An 18489-nucleotide genomic window follows, 5' to 3' on the forward strand; every position below is an offset into this window, starting at 1 on the left:
TGTTTCCGGGATGTGAAATGTCGCGCTCACTCTTCTGGATCGGTGAGGGCCTCGCGCATCACACGGAACTTGGACTCGGCCTCGGCGACCTCCGAGGCGGGGTCCGAACCGGCCACGATCCCGCAGCCCGCGTACAGCCGCGCGCGCGAACCGTCCACGTGGGCGCAGCGCAGCGCGATCCCCCACTCGGCGTTGCCCGCGCCGTCCAGCCAGCCGACCGGCCCGGCGTATCCGCCCCGGTCCATGCCCTCGACCTCGGCGATGAGCCGCATCGCCGTCTCGGTGGGGGTCCCGCCCACGGCGGCCGTGGGGTGCAGGGCGGCCACCGCGTCCAGCGCGGACACCCCGGGGGCGAGCCGGGCATGGGCGCGGGTGGCCAGGTGCTGGACGTTGGCGAGCTTGAGCAGGTGCGGCCAGGCGGGGACGACGAGCTCGTCGGCGAGCGGCTCCAACGCGCTGCGAAGCGAGTCCACCGCCAGCCCGTGCTCCTCGATGTCCTTGGCCGAGGCCAGCATCTCCTGGCCCAGCCGGTGGTCGGACTCGGCGTCCTCGCCCCGGGGGCGGGTCCCGGCCAGCACCAGCGAGGTCAGCTGGTCGCCCTCGCGGCGCAGCAGGAGTTCGGGGGTGGCCCCGACCATCCCGCCGACGGAGAAGGTGAAACAGGCGGGGAAGCGGGTGCGCAGCCGCTCCAGCAGGACGCGCACGTCGATGGGGGAGTGCGCGTCGGCGAAGGAGTCCCGGGCCAGTACGGCCTTCTCCAGTCCACCGGAGCGGATGCGCTCGACGCTCCCGGCCACCGCGCCCATCCACTCCTCACGGGTCAGCGACCCGGGCCGCCACTCCACGGGGCCGACCGGGCGGGGCGCGGACCGCGGGCGCAGCAGCTCCTCGGGGTGCGCCCCGGGTTCGTCGGTGATGGTCGTCAGCCAGGCCCGGCCCTCGCGGCGACCCACGACCACACGGGGGACGATCAGCGCCGAGCCGTGCGATGTGGGCGTGAAGGTGAACGTGCCGAAGGTGATCAGGCCGGTTCCGGGCAGGTCGACCTCGTCCTCGACCTCGGTGTTCTCCAGCAGGCCGTTCAGCCACTGGGCCGCCTCGGTGAACCGGGTGGTGTCGGTGGGCGGGGTGCCCTCCGGTTGCGCTCGGGGCTCCAGGCGGGCGGCCTCACCCCAGCCGACGACGCCGTCGTCTCCGGTCAGCCAGGCCAGGGGGGCGCCGGAGGGCAGGCGCCGGACGAGACTGTCGGCGCGGTCACGCAGGGAGACGGTGCGGACGAACAGTTTTCCGGCGCGCGGCGACTGAGGATTCTGAGAGTTCGGCACGGCGTTCACAGATCCTGATTCTAGGACGTGGCCTCGGAACCCGTGTCCTGGTTCGGCCTGTTCCGACCCGTTGGGGGCGGTCCGGTCACTCTCCGTTCCCGGAACGGTTCGTGTGCGGTAGGGGGACCTTTGCCCCGGAACGGGTGTAGGGGGTCCGCAACCCCTGCTGTGCGGTGCTTCGTTGACCTGCGAAAAGATTCCCGTCCGCCACATTGTGCGACGTTGTCCACACATTGGCTGAATCGTGTCTGAAAATTGACATCTTGCTCTACTCTGGGTCGCGGCGCGGCGCCAGGGGGACGGCGGTGCGCGAACTTCCCGGAGGAGAACCTGTTGATGCGTTCGATGGCACGGGCCGTGACCACGCCGCGCGCCGGAGCACGGTGGGCGGTGGCCGCCGCCGCGACCACGGTGCTGTTGGCCGGCTGCTCCGCGAAGGAGGACGACTCCGGGACCGACGCCCCCGCCCCCGGCGGTGAGGGCCTGGCCGCTCCCGCCCAGTGCGGCGCCGACGGGGACAAGCGCCAGATGCGCGGCGCCTGGCTCACCACGGTCCGCAACATCGACTGGCCCTCCGAGCCGGGACTGTCCGCCGACGAGCAGAAGGCCGAGCTCGACGAGTGGCTCGACGAGTCCGTCGACATGGGACTCAACGCCGTCTTCCTGCACGCCCGGCCCACAGCCGACGCCGTCTACGACTCCGACCTGGAGCCCTGGGCCCGCTACCTCACCGGCGAGCAGGGCGGGGATCCCGGCTACGACCCGCTGGAGTACGCGGTCGAGGAGGCGCACGAGCGCGGCCTGGAGCTGCACGCCTGGTTCAACCCGTACCGGGTGGGCCTGCAGGACCCGGACGTCGAGAACCTCGTCGACAGTCACCCCGTCAAGCAGAACCCGGACTGGCTGGTCGACTTCGGCAAGGAGGCCTACGTCGACCCCGGCAACCCCGAGGTCCGCGAGTGGGTCACTTCCGTCATCATGGACGTGGTCGAGCGCTACGACATCGACGGCATGCACTTCGACGACTTCTTCTACCCGTACCCGCAGGACGGCGCCACCTTCGACGACGACGCCAGCTGGGAGGAGTACGGCGGCGGTTTCGACGACCGCGGCGACTGGCGGCGCGACAACGTCGACCAGCTCATGCGCGACGTGCACGGCCGGATCCAGGAGACCAAGCCCTGGGTGAGCTTCGGCGTCTCCCCGTTCGGAATCTGGCGCAACGACTCCACCGACCCCAGCGGTTCGCCCAGTTCGGGCCTGCAGTCCTACGACGCCCAGTACGCGGACACCCGCACCTGGATCGAGGAGGGCACCGTCGACTACGTCGCTCCCCAGCTGTACTGGGAGCGGGGCTTCTCCACCGCCGACTACGAGGCCCTGACCGACTGGTGGGCCGACGAGGTCGAGGGCACCGGCGTCGACCTGTACGTGGGCCAGGGCGCGTACCGCCTCGGTGAGAGCGGCTGGACCGGCGACGACGCGCTGAGCAACCAGCTCGACTACTCGGGAGAGCTCGACCAGGTCGCCGGGGACATCTACTTCTCCATCAAGAGCATGCGGGACAACCCCGACGCGGTCGACCACCTGCTCGACACCCATTACACCCGGCCCGCGCTGCCCCCGGTGATCGACTCACCCGAGGGCGAGGGGCCGCTGGTCGGCGCGCCCACCGACGTCTCCGCCCAGACCGAGGACGACGGGGTGGAGGTCGCGTGGCAGGCCATCGAGGACGCCCGCTTCTACGCGGTCTACCGGCTGACGGCCGAGGCCGCCCAGGCCCTGGAGGCCGGTGACGACGAGGCCTACTGCGCCGCGCTGGCCCCGGAGAACCTGGTCGGCATGACCGGAGGCTCCGCCCTGACCGACACCGAGCCCCTCGAGGACGGAGCCGGTTACGTGGTCACCGCCCTGGACGACTACCGGGCCGAGGGGCCGGTCAGCGACATCGCGGACCCGCGCGGCTGACCACCGAAGCGACCCGCAGGCCGGACGGGCCCGCTCCCCACAGGGGGCGGGCCCGTTCTCCGTGTATCCGAAGGGCCGTCCCCCCGACGGGCAACTGGCATATCCACCAAGAATCCCCGTGAAAAGTTACGATGTGCTACCCACATACACGTGACGCCCTTGCATGTGCGAGTAGTAGGTTCTTCCCATGCCGACCTTCCAGATCAGTGAGGCCGCCGACCTGCTCGGCGTCAGCGCCGACACCGTGCGCCGATGGGTCGACTCCGGTCGTCTGGCCGCCTCCCGGGACGCCTCCGGCCGCCGACTCCTCGACGGCGCCGAACTCGCCGCGTTCATGCGCGCCGGGGCCGACGAGGACCCCGGCCGCCGGGTCTCCTCCGCCCGCAACCGCTTCCAGGGACTGGTCACCAACGTGGTCCGCGACCGGGTCATGGCCAGTGTCGAGATCCAGGCCGGGCCGCACCGGGTGGTCTCCCTGATGAGCCGTGAGGCCGCCGACGAGCTCGGCCTGGAGGTCGGGAGCCAGGCCACGGCCGTCGTCAAGTCCACCAACGTCGTGATCGAGACCACCGGAGGACACCATGCGTGACACCGCCCCCCGAGCCGGGCGGGGCCGCGGCCCGGTCACCGTGTTCGCCGCCGCCGCGCTCGCCGTGGGCCTGGCCGCCTGCGGCGCCGGGGACACCTCCTCCGACGGGGACACCGCGGCGCCCGGCGGCGCGCTCAGCGGCGGGCTGACCGTGTTCGCCGCGGCCTCCCTCACCGACGCCTTCACCGAGATCGCCGAGGACTTCCAGGAGCGGTATCCCGGGGTCGAGGTCACCTTCAACTTCGCGGGCAGCAGTGAACTGGCCCAGCAGATCAACTCCGGTGCGCCCGCGGACGTGTTCGCCGCCGCCGACACCGCGACGATGGAACAGGTCGTGGAGGGCGAGGGCCTGGACGCCGACTGGGCCGCCGAGCACGGCGGGAGCGGACGGGTCTTCGCCACCAACACCCTGCGGATCGCCGTGCCGTCGGACAACCCCGCCGGGATCGAGAACCTGGAGGACCTGGCCGGAGACGACGTCCGGACGGCCTTCTGCGCCGAGGAGGTGCCCTGCGGCTCCGCCACGGCCACCGCCCTGGAGGCCTCCGGCCTGGACATCACCCCGGTCACCTACGAGGAGGACGTCCGCGCCGTCCTGACCAAGGTCGAACTGGGCGAGGTCGACGCCGGCCTGGTCTACGCCTCCGACGTCGTCGCCGCCGAGGGCCGGGTCGAGGGCCTGGAGTTCCCCGAGGCCGAGGACGCGGTCAACGACTACCCGATCGGCGCGCTCCCGGGCCCGGCCGGCCCCGGACTCGCCGCCGCCTGGATCGAGGCGGTCACCTCCGCCGAGGGCGCGGCCGTCCTGGGCGAGGCGGGGTTCGGCGCCCCGTGACCACCGGGACACCCCGCCCGCCGGGGAACGCGCCGGTCGTACGCGCTCCGCGGACCCGGGCCCCGCGCACCAGGTCCGGGCGCATCCCCTGGGTCCTCGTCGTCCCAGCGGTGGTCGGCGTCCTCTTCCTGGTCCTGCCCTTCGCCGGGATGCTCGTCCGCGCCCCCTGGCCCACCATGGGCGCCCGCATCACCGAACCCGACGTGCTCCGCGCCCTGTGGCTGTCACTGTCCACCGCCACCGCGGCCACCGTCGTCTCGCTGGTCTTCGGCATCCCCCTGGCCTGGATGCTGGCCCGCACCGGGTTCCCCGGCCGCCGGTTCGTGCGGGCCCTGGTCACCGTCCCCCTGGTGATCCCGCCCGTGGTGGGCGGTGTGGCCCTGCTGATGGTCCTGGGCCGCAACGGCCTCGTCGGCCGGTACCTGGACGCCTGGTTCGGACTGACCCTGCCCTTCACCCCCGCCGCCGTGGTCATCGCCCAGGTGTTCGTGGCCATGCCCTTCCTGGTGATCAGCGTGGAGGGGGCCCTGCGCGGGGCCGACCGCCGCTACGAGGAGGCCGCCGCCACCCTCGGAGCCGACCGCGTCACGATCTTCACCCGGGTCACCCTGCCCATGGTCCTGCCCGGGATCGGGGCCGGCGCGGTGCTGTGCTGGGCGCGCGCCCTGGGTGAGTTCGGCGCGACCATCACCTTCGCGGGGAACTTCCCCGGTACCACCCAGACCATGCCGCTGGCCGTCTACATGGCCATGCAGCGCGACCCGGAGGCCGCCGTCGTGTTGAGCCTGGTCCTGCTCCTGGTGTCCCTGGTGGTCCTGGCCACCCTGCGCGAGAGGTGGGTGAACGCCGCGTGAGGCCGACCGGGCCGGCCGCCCCGGCCCCCGACACCTTCGCGCTCGACGCCGGACTGCGTGTGCGGCGGGGGGACTTCACCCTCGACGTGGACCTGACCGCGGCCCCCGGCGAGATCCTCGCCCTGCTGGGGCCCAACGGAGCGGGCAAGTCCTCCGCGCTGCGCGCCCTGGCCGGGCTGGCCCCCCTCACCGGCGGGCACGTGCTCCTGGACGGCGCGGACGAGACCACCACGGCCGTCGAACACCGCCCCATCGGCATGGTCTTCCAGGACTACCTGCTCTTCGAGCACATGAGCGCCCTGGACAACGTCGCCTTCGGCCCCCGCTGCCAGGGCGCGAGCAAGGCCGAGGCGCGTGCCCGCGCCGCCGAACTGCTCGACCACATGGGCCTGACCGCGCACGCCCGCTCGCGGCCCCGGCAGCTCTCCGGCGGCCAGGCCCAGCGGGTGGCCCTGGCCCGCGCGCTGGCGGTCCGCCCCCGCCTTCTCCTGCTGGACGAGCCGATGGCGGCGCTGGACGCCAGTACCCGCATCGACGTCCGGGCCCGGCTGCGCCACCTGTTGGAGGACTTCGACGGAGTGACGGTGCTGGTCACCCACGACCCGCTGGACGCCATGGTGCTGGCCGACCGCATCGCTGTGATCGAGTCCGGCCGGGTCGTGCAGCGGGGCGAGCCCGCCGAGGTGGCCCGACGGCCGCGTACCTCCTACGTGGCCCGCCTGGTGGGGCTCAACCTCTTCCAGGGGCGGGGCGAGGGGGAGACGGTGGTCCTGGAGGGGGCGGCCCCTGACGGGCCCGCCCGGGTGGCGGTGCGCGAGCCGCACCGCGGTCCGGCCCTGGTGGCCTTCCCGCCGCGCGCGGTGGCGCTGTACCCCGAGCACCCCCGCGGCAGCACACGCAACGTGTGGCGGCTGACGGTGGACGGGATCGAGCGTTTCGGCGACCAGGTCCGCGTGCACCTGGACGGCCCGCCGTCTCTGGCAGCGGACATCACCCCCGCGGCCCTGGCCGAGCTCGGGCTGTCCCGGGGCGACACGGTCTGGGCGGGGGTCAAGGCCTCCGAGGTCGAGTGCTACCCGGCTTGAGCCGGGCAGGGGAAGCGGATCCGCCCGCCTGGAGGGGCCCGGGGCCCGCCCTCCGGTGAGACACGGCTCCCACATGTCGGAACGAACAGTGTCCTTTCGGTCCCAACCGTGAAAAACGGGTACGGAAATCCTGTGGACACTTGGATATCCACCCCTCACCCGGGGGAGACTGTAGGACACCCGGTGACGACAGTCCTTCCCCCAACGGCCGAGGAGGGTTCCATGTCCCTGAGAGAGCATGAGCGAAGGATCCTCGAGGAGATCGAGCGGCAGCTCAGCGAGGACGCCCCGGACCTTGCCGGACGTCTGGAGGCCTTCGGGACCGACGACCCCGACGCCCCGGCCGACCCAGGGCTGCGGAGCTGGAAACCATGGGTGGCCTGCGGGCTGATCGCGGTGGTCACCGCGGGGCTGCTCGTCCTGCTGTTCGTGCTCACACCGAGCGCGCCCCAGCCCGACGTCCCCCGGCCCGCCGAGACCTCGCAGGAGAACGCGCCCGATCCGGCGCCGGAGGGCGACCCGGTGGAGGGGCCGCCCGAACCGGCCGAACCGGTCAGCTGACCTCCGGGCCCCACGTCCCCCGGGGCTCGGAGAACGCCGCCGGTCCGCGCGGCGCCGGACCGCACGGGAAAGGCCCCGCCCGGAAGCGTGTTCCGGACGGGGCCTGACGTGCTCGCGGTCAGAGAGCGTTGGTGAACTTGGCTCCCAGCGGGCCGGCCACGGAACCGCCGCCGCCACCGCCGTCGACCACCACGGCGAAGGCCACGTCGCCCTTGTAGCCGACCATCCACGCGTGGCTGGGCAGCTCGCCGTCCTCGTCGGCGTCGTCGGCGGTGCCGAACTCGGCACTGCCCGTCTTGCCGTACACCTCGCCCTGGAAACCGGCGTCCTTGGCGGTGCCCTCGGTGATCACCGCGCGCATCATCGGACGCAGGGCCTCGGCGTTGCCGATCGGGTTGGGCTCGGGCAGGTCCTCCCGGGCGGGCTCGGTGACCAGCACCGGGTGCCGCCAGGAACCGTCGGCGACCGCAGCGGGCACCGTCGCCATGTGCAGCGGTGAGGTGAGGATCTGGCCCTGGCCGATGCCCTGGGCACCCATCATGGTGGCGCTGTCCACGGGCGGGAAGCTCGGCTCGTGGGTGTTCACACCGATGTCCAGCGGGGCGTTCATCCCGAACTGCTCGGCGCTGGCCTGGAGGTTCTCCGGGCTCAGGTGCTGACCGATCTCGTGCGCCAGCGCGGTGTTGCAGGAGGTCGCGAACGCCTCCGTCACCGTCTGCTCCCCGTACTCGGCCTCGCCCGCGTTGCGGAACGGCCAGCCGCCCAGGTCGTACTCCTTGGGGCAGTCCATGGTGGCGTCCACCGACAGACCGTTGTCCAACAGCGAGCTGTAGGTGACGATCTTGAAGGAGGAGCCGGGCGGGTACTGGCCCTCGAAGGCCCGGTTGAACCCGCCGGGCACGTTCACCGCCGCGAGGATCTCACCGGTGGAGGGGCGGATCGCCACCATCCCGGTGTCCTTGTCGGAGTCGATGACGGCGTTGGCCGCGGCGTTCTGGACCGTCATGTCGATGCTGGTGGTGACGGACTCGCCGTCGGAACCGTCCAGGGTCGTGACGGTGTTCTCCTCGGTGACCTCCAGGGAGTCGAGCTCCTCGGCCTCGGCGGCGTCCACCATCACGATGGTGGTCGCGGCCTCACCGGCCAGCCGCTCCTCGTAGGTGCGCTGGAGGCCGGTCTTGCCGACGGTGTCGCCGACGCTGTAGGCCGGGCCGAGCCGCTCGACGTCGTCCTCGTCGGCCTCGCCCAGCTCGCCCACGATCATCTGGAGCGAACCGGAGAGCTCCGGGGTGTCCAGCTGGGTGCCGTCGGCGGCCTGGATCTGGCCGCGCTCACCCCACACCGCGGTACGGGCCAGGACCTGGCCCTCGCCGAGCCCGGGGTAGGCGACCTCGGGTGAGAAGTCCACCCACCACTCGCCGTCCTCGCGCACGAGCGGGAGCTCGCCCTCCCAACCCCAGTCGTCGGCGTTGGTCAGTGCCACGGTCACCTCGTAGGGCGCGCTGCCGGTGCTGCCCTCCGTGGTGGGCGTGCCGATCTCGACCTCGACGCCGTCGACACCCAGACCGGCGTCGATCCCACCGAGGATCTCCTCGGCGTCGTCACCGGTGGTGACGGCGGCCAGCCGGGCGAAGTCCTGGTCCTCCCAGGCGGCCTCGTACTCGGCCGTGGCCTCCTCGGGCTGGGGCAGTGTGTACACGTACCAGCCGGCGGCACCGCCGAGCAGCGCCAGGACGACCACGCTCGCGACCACGCCGATGATCAGCCCGCGGCGGGACTTCTTCCGGGGCGGCGGCGGGCCGGGGTCGTAGGCGTCGTCGTCATAGGGGTCGTCGGGGCCCTGGGGACCACCGGGACCACCGGGACCACCGGGGCCGGTGTGGCCGCCCGGCCCTTCGGGGCCGCCGTAGCCGCCCTGACCGCTGTAGAGGAACTCGTAGCTGTCGCTGCGGCTCCGCCCCTCCTCCTGCGGGTCGTGGTGGGCGGACGGCTCCGGAGCGGATCCGGGGTAGGGAGTGTCGCCCTGGTATGCGGGCTGGCCCGCGTACGGGGTCTCCCACGCCTCGGGGGAGACCGCGGCACCCTCGGGCCGGTGCGCCTCGTGACCCTGGCTCTCGTTCCCCTGGGACCCGTAGCCGGAGTGGTCGGAGTGGTCGTAACCGGGGCTCGCGTAACCGGGGGTCTCGTACCCCGGAGTGCCGTACCCCTGGCTGTCGTACCCCGAGCTGTCGTGTCCCGGGCCGTCGTAACCCTGGGCGGCCTGGGCGGCCCAGCCCTCCTGGGCTCCGGTCCCGGGGTCGTCCCAGGACTCCTGAGGGGCCTGCTGCCCGGCGGGACCGTTCCGGTCCGCCTGGGCGGGCCGCGGCGCGACCGGGGTGCCCCACGGCTCGTGGGGTTCGTCGGTGGGGGGCTCGACCGGCCGGCCCCAGGAGGACTGGGCGACCGTGTCGGGACTGTTCCAGGCCTGCGAAGGCTCGGGAGGGCGCTCCGCGGAGGGCTCCTCGGGCGCGGGCCACCCCTGGTCGGGGTTCTGCGCGGGCTGCCCCCACTGCTGCTCGGGCTGGTCCCGGCTCGTGCGGGGCTCCTGCCAGGGCTCGTTCACGGTGTCGGGCGCGTTCCACGAGGGCTGTTCGGCCTCGGGTTCGTTCCACGAGGGCTGTTCGGCCTCGGGTTCGTTCCACGAGGAGCGATCGGCGTCGGGCGCGTTCCACGAGGGCTGTTCGGCCTCGGGCGCGGCCCACGAAGCTTGCTCGGGCTCGGGCTCGTTCCACGAAGCGGGCTCGGCTCCGGGTTCGGGCGCGGGGGCCTGGTGCGACCCCCGGTAGGGGGTGCCCCAGGGTTCCGCGGCCTCGTCCGGCCGGTCGGCCGGCGGCGCCGGTTCGACGGCGCCCTCCTGCCGAACGGGCCCCGAGGGCTCGAAGCCGAGGCCTCCGGTCTCCGCGGGGCGGGCCCCGGGAGGTCGCTGGGGGATGCGGTAGGGGTTCTCCGGGCGCGGTTGACGCGCCTCTGTGCCATCCGAATCCTCGGGCGGCCCGGAGGAATCCGGCTGCCGGGGGGACCGTTCGTCCACGCCTGACCGTCCTTCGTTACGTTTCCTGGAGATACCACGATGCCCCGCTCCCACCTCGGTGGGAGCGGGGCACGAGGATGATGGTCGGCATGGCGGTCGCCTCTCGGCGCGGGGCACAACGGGGCTCCTGGCCGTCCGATCAGCCCGCCCGCGAGGAGCGGGTGCCGGACGCGGTATTCCGCGAAGGCAATAGTTGAGGCCCGGGGGACACTTGCTACCACACCGACCAACAGTGACTCTAACCCATCCGTCCGGGGAGTTGTTCCACGAGGCACAGGAGAGCCGCATGCGCAATCTCACGGTGAGAGGCGGCGCGGATCGGGTAAAGACAAAGGGCCGGTCCCGCAAAGGGGTACGGGACCGGCCGGGACGCTCACACGGGGCTCCGGGGTTGTGGAGACCCTAGGCCTGCCGTGCGACGCTGGTCTGTTCCTCGCGGCTGAGCAGCTTGAGGCGCTTGCGGCCGCGCTCGGCGCCCAGCTCCTCCTCCTTGGCCTCGATCCGCTTCCAGCCCTCCCAGGTGGTGTACTCGACACCGCGCTCGGCGAGCAGCGCCTGGAAGGCGACGGGGTCCGGCTCTGCGGCCGGCGTGAAGGACTCGCGGTCGGCGACCAGGTTGGTCACGGTCTCCAGGGCGTCGCCCTTGGTGTGGCCGATCAGGCCGACCGGGCCGCGTTTGATCCAACCGGTGGCGTACACGCCGTCGACGTGCTCCTCGTCCAGGTCCAGGACCCGGCCCTCGGAGTTCGGGACGACCCCGCGCTCATCGTCGAAGGGCAGGTCGGCCAGGGGCGAGCCCAGGTAGCCGATGGCGCGGTAGACGGCCTGGACCTCGGTGTCGACGAACTCGCCGGTGCCCTTGACGTTGCCGTCGCCGGTCAGCTCCATGCGCTCGGTACGGATACCGGTCACCCTGTCCTCGCCGAGGATCTCCACGGGCGAGTGCAGGAAGTGCAGGTGCAGGCGGCGGTCGGCGCCGCGCTCGTCGCGGATCGCCCAGTTCTGGAGGACCTTGACGTTGGTCTTGACCTGGTTGGACTCCTCGCAGGCCTTGAGGCTGCCCTCGTCCATCTCGAAGTCCTCGGCGTAGACCAGGACCTCGACGCCGGGCTGCTTGTCCAGCTCGCGCAGCTCCATCGGGGTGGCCTTGCACTGGGCGATGCCGCGCCGGGCGAACACGTGCACGTCGGTGATCTGCTTGGCGCGCAGGCCCTCGTAGACGTTGTCCGTGATGTCGGTGGACAGCAGGTCGTCGGCGTCCTTGGCCAGGATGCGCGCGACGTCCACGGCGACGTTGCCCGCGCCGATCACGGCCACGCTGGTGCCGTCGACGTGCCAGGACGGGTTGACGTCCGGGTGCGAGTCGTACCAGAAGACGAAGTCGGCGGCGCCGTGGCTGCCGGGCAGGTCGACGCCGGGGATGTCGAGCGTGCGGTCGCGGTCGCTGCCGGTGGCGAAGACGACCGCGTCGTAGTGGCGGCGCAGGTCCTCGAGCTTGAGGTCCACTCCGTACTCGACGTTGCCGTAGAAGGTGATCTCCGGCTTGTCGAGGATCTTGTGCAGCGCACCCTGGATCTGCTTGATCCGGGGGTGGTCCGGGGCCACGCCGTAGCGGACCAGGCCGTAGGGCGACGGCAGCTTGTCGAGGATGTCGATGCTGACGGACGTGCCGCACGCGGACAGGGTTTCGTCCTTGGTGAGCAGGTCCGCGGCGTAGATTCCCGCCGGGCCCGCACCCACGATTCCCACTCGCAGTGGTCGCGTCATCGCACAGCTCCAAGTCTTCGCGCCAGGGTCGGACGCCATAGGTAAGGCTCGCCTAATCTATCCGATGTCGCCACCGGAAAAACCCACTATAGGGGTAGGGAATTCTGCTCTCGCCTCCGGGGAGGCGATTGCGCTCCGGAGTGCCGTTCGCCGACGGCATTCCAGGCAGGGGGCCCGATCCGGGTTCGCTGAAAGGGCCTTCAGTCTGGGGTCAACGCCCCGTCAAGGCCGAATCAGCCCGGCGCCGGCTGTGGGGAAAGTCACTTGCCCTCGATCTCGGCCTTGACCGAGGCGGCGTACCGGGCGATCTGATCCTGGCCCGACAGCTTGGCGATCGCGTCCATGATGGCGTCGGTGGCCTCCCGCCGGGGCTTGGCCTTGTCCGCCCGGCCCGTCCAGGGGGACAGGTCGACCGGTTCGCCGAAGCTCACGCCCACGCGGTTGAACGAGGGGATCTTGCGGCCGGGCGGCAGGATGCGCCCGGTGCCGGTGAGCGCGACCGGGACCACGGGCGCCCCGGTGCTCAGTGCCAGCCAGGCCAGGCCGGTCTGCCCCTTGTACAGGTGGCCGTCGGGGGAGCGGGTGCCCTCGGGGAAGATCCCGAAGACCTCGCCGCCGTTGATGACCTCCACGCTGTTGTCCATCGCCTCCTGGGAGCTCTGGCCCGGGCGGCGGTCCACCGACACCGGACCCAGGGCCCGCAGGGTCCGGGACACCATCCGCTTGACCAGGGTGCTCTCGTCGAAGAGCTCCTTCTTGGCGATGAAGCGCACCGGTCTGGGGCAGGCCACCCCGATGAAGAGGGGGTCGATGATCGACAGGTGGTTGGCTGCCAGGATCACCGGTCCCTGCGCCGGGACGTGGTGCGCGCCCTCCACCCGCTGGGGCCACAGCACGCGGCTGGCGGGTGCGACAACGGCCTTGGCCGCTCCGTACAGTGACACTATGAAGTCGCCCCTTCTCGGTGGGTGGCGGATTCGCGCGGGGTGTGGACGCACGGGCGGGACCGTCGGTCCGCTGTCGTGCCACCAGAGCTTATCCGGGTTCGGCGCGGGGTCGCGGGGGCGAGGTCTCCCAAGAGAGAACTCCCTACCACTCCCGTGACCCAGGCCACACGCGCTACGCTGATGGTCTAGACCTCTGGCTCCGGTCGGAGGGCTTCTCCGGATGCGAGTGAGGAAGACAGCCATGCCGAAACTGGTCGATGTCAGCCACCAGATCACCGACGGGATGACCACCTGTCCGGGCCTGCCCGAACCCGTGATCGAGGAGAGCACCACCGTCGCGGGAGGGGTCCCGGGGCACGGGAACAGCAGCGGCCGGGTCACGATGGTCGGAGCCACCGGCACCTACGTCGAGATGCCCGCCCACCGCTACCGGGACGGGGCGGACCCGGCCGACCTGGACCTGGAACGGGTCGCCGACCTCCCCGGAGTCGTGGTCACCGCCACCGAGGGCCGCCAGATCGGCCCCGAGGCCTTCACCGGCCTCGACCTGCGCGGCCGCGCCGTCCTGGTGCGCACCGGCTGGGACCGGCACTGGCGTACCGAGGCCTACGGGCGGCCCGACCACCCCCACCTGACCGAGACGGCGGCCAAGACCCTCGTCGAGGCCGGAGCCGTCCTGGTGGGCATCGACTCGGTCAGTGTCGACGACACCTCCCCCGCCGCCGAGGGCGCCCGACCCGCCCAGGCCGCCCTGCTCGCGGCGGGCATCCCGATCGTCACGCACCTGTGCCTGCTCGACCAGCTCCCCGCGGACGGCTTCTCCTTCTACGCGGTCCCCGCCAAGGTCCGCGGCGTGGCCGCCTTCCCCGTACGGGCCTTCGCCCTCACCGGCTGAGGCCTGTCTTCTTGGGCCTCCGCTTCGCTTCGGCCCGTGTTCGGGCGCCAATGATGGCAGGAACTTTCGGTACCTACGGTGTGATGGCTCGTTCCTCGCCATCCCACCTCCGGCACCTCCAAAACCCTGCCGGCGCCCGAACGAAAGCACCCCCTTGGGCCTCCGCCCACCCGTCGCCCGCCACCGCCCTCAACGGGCGGCCTGGAGGCCGACGGTACTTCCCGGGCAATCCCACCTCCGGCACCTCCTCGGGCTTCCTGCAACACCACCTGCCGGCGCCCGAACGGCAACCCTCTGCCGCTGGGCGTGAGCGGCCATCCGTGGCTAGAGGTCGGCGTCGACGTCCTTCTGGGCGCGGCGCTGTTCGCGCTGGGCCCGGCGCTCGGCCTCCTGCTGGGCGGCCCGCTCGTCCTGGGCGACGGCGCTGGTCATCGAATTGGCCAGCGCCCGCAGCTCCATGTTGATCCGGGGGTAGGCGGGCAGGCGCGGCAGGGCGCCCAGCCGCGGGGTACGGCGCTCCTCCATCGAGGCGATGAGCTCGTGGAAGGCCAGGTCCACCCGTTGCAGGGTGATCGTGCCCGCGGGCTCCGGGCTGCGGTCCTGGGACAGCGCCGCCAACGCCAGGTAACCGATGCGCTGGGTGGCCACCACCACCGGCCACAGCGGACGGGTGGAGGCGGCGCGGGGCACGTCGCCGATGGCGCTCTCGTAGACACCGCGCAGGTTCACCAGGGAGGCCCGCATGTCCCGGCGCAGCTGGTAGCGGCGCTTCTCGGTGATCTCCACGTCCTGGTCCAGCACCAGCATCATGCACTGGCGGGTGCTCTCCAGCACGCCCGAGATGGCCTGCGGCAGCCGGGCCGCCGAGGCCTTGCGCCACAGCAGCAGCGCGCCCAGCATGCCGAAGGCCGAACCCACCAGGGTGTCGATGATCCTGGACCCCGCCAGTTCGGTGACGGGATAGGGGTGGGCGGTGTAGGACAGCATCAGCGCCATCGGGGTCAGCAGCACCGAGCCGTAGAAGAAGTTGCGGCCCACGACCAGCTGGGTGGCGCCCTGGAGCAGCCCGGCCAGGAGGATCACCGCGGCCAGCGGCAGGTCCAGCGTGAGCAGCGCGACCCCGCCCAGCACACCGAGCAGCGTCCCCAGGGACCGCTGCACCGAACGGTTCATGGTCAGCACCACGTTGCCGCCCTGAAGGACCGCGGTCGTGGTCAGGGCCACCCAGTAGTAGTGGTCCAGGCCCATCCACAGGCCGAACGCGCCCGCGAGGGTCACCGTCAGCCACATGCGCAGCGCGGTCGGGCGGATCAGGGAGTCACCGCTCAGACTGGACCGCAGGGAACTCCACAGGGCGGGATAGCGGTCGTCTTCCAGGGCGGTGGTGCGCTTGTCGTCCTCGTCCTCCTCCTCGTCGTGGCCGCGGCGCGCTGCCTGGGCGGCCCTCGACAGCAGGTTGTACAGCCGGGCCTCCAGCGAACGCGGCCGCATGCCCCGGCGGAGTTCGTCCAGCGAGTCCGGGTCGGGGGCACTGCTCGGGTCGGCGACGGCCAGCGCCATCCGGTCGGCGAACTCCGCGGCCTCGTCGGGCAGCGTGGTGGGCCGTGCCATGCACACCTGGGTCGCGGCCAGGTGGATGTCGGAGACCCAGCGCAGCAGGGCGCGCAGCCGGGCCGCCTCGGGTGTGGTCCGGTAGCCGCGGGTCTGGCCGAGCAGCACGATCCGCCACGCCTCGGCGAGGGCGACCGAGGACGTGTGCTGGGCGTGGTCGAGGTCGGGTGTGCCCACCGACCGCAGCAGCGAGGCCAGCGCCCGGTAGGCCCCGGCCACCGCACGGTACTCGGGGTGGCGGGCGCGCAGCGGGGCGCCGGACATCGACACCGTCCACCCCACGGCGGCCCCCAGCGCGGCGACCAGAGCGTGCAGGGGCACCTCGGCCAGCCCGCCCGGGGCGATCGTGGAGATGGTGGCGACCAGGACGAAGAACATCGTTCCGGGTTTGTCCACCCGCCAGGCGGCGCACACCCAGGTGGCGACCCCAGCGGTCAGCCCGATGGAGACCACCGCCGCCCACGGTGAGATCGAGGCGGCCAGCGAGTTGAGGGTGACCGCCGCGACGAATCCCAGACCGACCAGGGCCAGGGCCGCCGCACGGTAGGCGTAGGGGGTCTTCTTCTCGTACAGGACGGTCATGGAACCCAGAGCGGCGAGGGTGCCGATCTGGGGTCCGAAGATCAGCGCGGCCAGGGCGAAGGAGACCGTCATCGCGACCGCGGCCTGAACCGCGGTCGTCCAGGCCCAGGGGCCCGACTCCAGGCCGAACACCGCCTTGAGGTCGACGCGCGGTCGTGGACGCTCACCCACCGTGACCCGTTCCGGGCCCTTGGCGTCGTCGTCCCCGCCCAGGTTCATCGGGCCGGTCTCACCAGTGGTTCCCAGATCTCGCACGGGGCCCATCCTAAGCCGAACAGGACGAACGGGGACGTAGTCGGTGCGGGGCCGGAGCGGCCCCGCACCGTTCCGGCCCTGGTCAGGAGCGGCCGGTGACAGCTTCCTCACGTGCGCCCTCGAGGGCGGCCTCAGCGCGCTCGGCCCGCTCCAGTGCCCGGTCGCGGGCCTCCTCGGCCACGGACAGGCGCGCGGCGGCGGCCTCACGGGCCTCCGCGAGCGTGAGTTCGGCGTTGCGGCGCTGGGTGTCCAGCTCGGTGACGAGGCGTTCGCGGTCCGCCGTCAGACGGTTCAGCTCCGCGGTCAGGCGCGCGCGTTCGGCCTCGGCGGCCGCGCGGTCGGACTCCAGCCGCTGGTGGGCGCGCTCCAGCTCGGTACCGAACCGGGAGCGCTCGCTCTCCAGCGTCCGGGCGTCGCGCGCGGCCTGCTCCTCGGCGCGCTCGGCCCGGGCCAGCGCGCCGCGTTCGGCCAGCTCGGCCTCGTCCCGGCGGCGGGACTGCTCGGCCAGCTCCGTGCGCAGGCGCTCGGTCTCCGTGTGGGCGCGCTCCAGGGCCCTGGCCGACTCGGCCCGCTCGCGTTCCAGCTCGGTGCGGGCCCGCTCGGCCGTCTCGGTGATCCGGCGTTCTGCCGAGGCCAGTCCGGCGTTGGCCTCGGCCACGGCCGCGTCGCGCTCCCGGGCGGCGGTGTCGGCCAGCTCCACCCGGCGGTCGCGTTCGGCCTCGGCCGCGTCCCTGCGGCGCAGGGCCTCCTCGGCCATGCGCTCGGCCTCCTGGGTGGCGGTCACGGCGGCGGCCGTGGTCTCCTCCGCCGAACGGCGGGCCGCCTCGGCCTCCCGGCGGCGGTTCTCCGCCTCCAGGCGGGCGGAGTCGGCCTCCGACACCTGGCGGGCGGCGGCCAGCCGGGCCGCCTCGACCTGCGCCTCGGCTGCCGCCGGGTCGGACATGGTCGCGAAGGCCTCGGTGGCCGAGTCCAGGGTCGCGCTGAGCTGCTCGGCCTGGACGGCGAACCGGGTGAGGAGGTCGTCGGCGCGCAGCCGGGCCGCGGTGACGGGCTCACCGCCCTGGGCGGGACCGGGGGAGGGGGAGTTCTCGTCCTGTTCGGAGCGGACCGCCTCCTCGGCGTTCTCCGCCTCCTGTGCCAGGCGCTGGCGTTCCTTCCACGCCCGCCAGCGGGTGTGTTCGGGCAGATCGCAGTACTGCGGCGGGCGCCCGGGGGAGGAGCCGCGGGGGACCGGGCGCGTACAGCCGGGGAAGATGCAGGTGCTGGAGTCGGAGGAGGCCACGGGCCGAGCGTAGCGCTTCGGGCCCGGCTCCTGCCGGGCCGTGCGGAGCGGGTGTGTCGCGGGGCCGGGCCCGCTCGCAGGCAGTGCGCGGCCCGCTCGCCGACGGGGCGAGGGCAGGGCACGGGCGGGACGCGGGCATGGAGAAGCCCCCGCGCGGGACGTGGGTATGACCGCGCGGGGGCTGGTTCCGGGCGGCGCACCGGTGACCGGTGCGCCGGGAAACGGCTGGGGGAGTGGCTAGTCGTGGGCGCCGAAGCCGTCGACCCGGCAGACCATCGTGGTGACGAAGGGGCGGAAGCCCTCCTGCTCCAGGAAGGTGATGTCCTCGGAGGCGGTGGCCAGCGCGGAGAACTCGATGTCGCGGATGCCCATGGCGGCGAGCTGGCGGCGCACCTCCTCCAGGAGCTTGGAGCCCACGCCGGCGCCGGTGTACTCGGGGTCGATGGCGAAGGTCTGCACGACGGCGACCCGCTCACCGCGGTCCCAGCTGCCCTGGGCGTTCTCGCGGATGGTCACCATCGCGTACCCGGCCAGGTCCCCGTCGTGCTCGGCGAGGATGGCCATCGTCTCGGGGTCGCGGAGCCAGGCCAGGTACTGGGCGCGGCGGCGGCGCCAGGACTCGTCCAGGCTCACCGCGCTGATGATGTCCTCGAGGTGCGGAGCGGTCACCGTGTGCTGCTGGTGCAGGGCGCCCCACAGGTCGGCCAGTTCCTCCACCTCGTGTGCTCCGAGGTAGCGGAAGCCAAGGACGCCGACGTTCGTTGAACGAGGTTTGGTCATCAGCGAAGTTTGCATTTTCTTCTCACCCGTTCCACCAGCATTGGGTGCTGATCCCCGGGGGCCGCGTTCTGCGGCCCCGTGGT

14 protein-coding genes are annotated in these 18489 nt (G+C 72.5%); 7 read left to right on the forward strand and 7 right to left on the reverse strand.

Translation table 11 applies throughout. The annotated features are described in order from the left end of the window. Nucleotides 1-26: 26 nt before the first annotated feature. Nucleotides 27-1334, reverse strand: a complete 1308-nt coding sequence (locus tag D458_RS0128265; RefSeq protein WP_017590086.1) for an isochorismate synthase — start codon at nucleotides 1332-1334, stop codon at nucleotides 27-29. A 327-nt stretch (nucleotides 1335-1661) separates the two neighbouring features. Between D458_RS0128265 and D458_RS0128270 the strand changes: the two genes are divergently transcribed. The 6 genes from D458_RS0128270 to D458_RS0128295 all read left to right on the forward strand — a co-directional run bounded on the left by D458_RS0128270 (nucleotide 1662) and on the right by D458_RS0128295 (nucleotide 7217). Continuing rightward, nucleotides 1662-3293 (forward strand): glycoside hydrolase family 10 protein, encoded by a 1632-nt coding sequence (locus D458_RS0128270; RefSeq protein WP_017590087.1) that lies wholly within the window; start codon nucleotides 1662-1664, stop codon nucleotides 3291-3293. A 187-nt stretch (nucleotides 3294-3480) separates the two neighbouring features. Next, the gene (locus D458_RS0128275) at nucleotides 3481-3882 is read left to right on the forward strand and encodes a TOBE domain-containing protein (RefSeq protein WP_017590088.1); all 402 of its coding nucleotides are present in this window, start codon (nucleotides 3481-3483) and stop codon (nucleotides 3880-3882) included. After that, nucleotides 3875-4717: a molybdate ABC transporter substrate-binding protein gene (modA, locus tag D458_RS0128280; RefSeq protein ID WP_017590089.1), complete on the forward strand. Its 843-nt coding sequence runs from the start codon at nucleotides 3875-3877 to the stop codon at nucleotides 4715-4717. The genes D458_RS0128275 and modA overlap by 8 nt, the downstream gene beginning before the upstream one ends. Beyond that, nucleotides 4714-5571 (forward strand): ABC transporter permease, encoded by an 858-nt coding sequence (locus D458_RS0128285; protein ID WP_026119760.1) that lies wholly within the window; start codon nucleotides 4714-4716, stop codon nucleotides 5569-5571. The genes modA and D458_RS0128285 overlap by 4 nt, the downstream gene beginning before the upstream one ends. Further along, nucleotides 5568-6656, forward strand: coding sequence for an ABC transporter ATP-binding protein (locus D458_RS0128290; RefSeq protein ID WP_017590091.1), 1089 nt, complete (start codon nucleotides 5568-5570; stop codon nucleotides 6654-6656). The genes D458_RS0128285 and D458_RS0128290 overlap by 4 nt, the downstream gene beginning before the upstream one ends. 222 nt (nucleotides 6657-6878) lie before the next feature. Continuing rightward, nucleotides 6879-7217, forward strand: a complete 339-nt coding sequence (locus tag D458_RS0128295; protein WP_017590092.1) for a DUF3040 domain-containing protein — start codon at nucleotides 6879-6881, stop codon at nucleotides 7215-7217. A 118-nt stretch (nucleotides 7218-7335) separates the two neighbouring features. On the opposite strand, the gene D458_RS0128300 is transcribed toward D458_RS0128295, so the two are convergent. The 3 genes from D458_RS0128300 to D458_RS0128310 all read right to left on the reverse strand — a co-directional run bounded on the left by D458_RS0128300 (nucleotide 7336) and on the right by D458_RS0128310 (nucleotide 12998). Beyond that, nucleotides 7336-10287 carry a penicillin-binding transpeptidase domain-containing protein gene (locus D458_RS0128300; RefSeq protein WP_026119761.1) on the reverse strand — a complete coding sequence of 984 codons (2952 nt, stop codon included), beginning with the start codon at nucleotides 10285-10287 and terminating at the stop codon, nucleotides 7336-7338. A 402-nt stretch (nucleotides 10288-10689) separates the two neighbouring features. Further along, nucleotides 10690-12036 carry an FAD-dependent oxidoreductase gene (locus tag D458_RS0128305; RefSeq protein WP_017590093.1) on the reverse strand — a complete coding sequence of 449 codons (1347 nt, stop codon included), beginning with the start codon at nucleotides 12034-12036 and terminating at the stop codon, nucleotides 10690-10692. 278 nt (nucleotides 12037-12314) lie between these two features. Further along, on the reverse strand, nucleotides 12315-12998 hold the full coding sequence (locus D458_RS0128310; RefSeq protein WP_026119762.1) for a lysophospholipid acyltransferase family protein: 684 nt from the start codon (nucleotides 12996-12998) through the stop codon (nucleotides 12315-12317). Nucleotides 12999-13242: 244 nt separating this feature from the next. Here D458_RS0128310 and D458_RS0128315 point away from each other — a divergent pair, with 244 nt between their 5' ends. Next, nucleotides 13243-13896 (forward strand): cyclase family protein, encoded by a 654-nt coding sequence (locus tag D458_RS0128315; protein WP_017590095.1) that lies wholly within the window; start codon nucleotides 13243-13245, stop codon nucleotides 13894-13896. A gap of 324 nt (nucleotides 13897-14220) precedes the next feature. Here the strand turns inward: D458_RS0128315 and D458_RS0128320 are convergent, their stop codons facing one another. From D458_RS0128320 to D458_RS0128330, 3 genes are all read right to left on the reverse strand, one after another. Next, nucleotides 14221-16308: an FUSC family protein gene (locus D458_RS0128320; RefSeq protein ID WP_017590096.1), complete on the reverse strand. Its 2088-nt coding sequence runs from the start codon at nucleotides 16306-16308 to the stop codon at nucleotides 14221-14223. 118 nt (nucleotides 16309-16426) lie between these two features. Continuing rightward, nucleotides 16427-17626, reverse strand: a complete 1200-nt coding sequence (locus tag D458_RS0128325; RefSeq protein ID WP_017590097.1) for a coiled-coil domain-containing protein — start codon at nucleotides 17624-17626, stop codon at nucleotides 16427-16429. Between the two features lie 237 nt (nucleotides 17627-17863). After that, on the reverse strand, nucleotides 17864-18406 hold the full coding sequence (locus tag D458_RS0128330; RefSeq protein ID WP_026119763.1) for a GNAT family N-acetyltransferase: 543 nt from the start codon (nucleotides 18404-18406) through the stop codon (nucleotides 17864-17866). Nucleotides 18407-18489 lie beyond the last annotated feature (83 nt).

This window comes from Nocardiopsis ganjiahuensis DSM 45031 (genome assembly GCF_000341085.1).
GTDB classification, from domain to species: domain Bacteria; phylum Actinomycetota; class Actinomycetes; order Streptosporangiales; family Streptosporangiaceae; genus Nocardiopsis; species Nocardiopsis ganjiahuensis.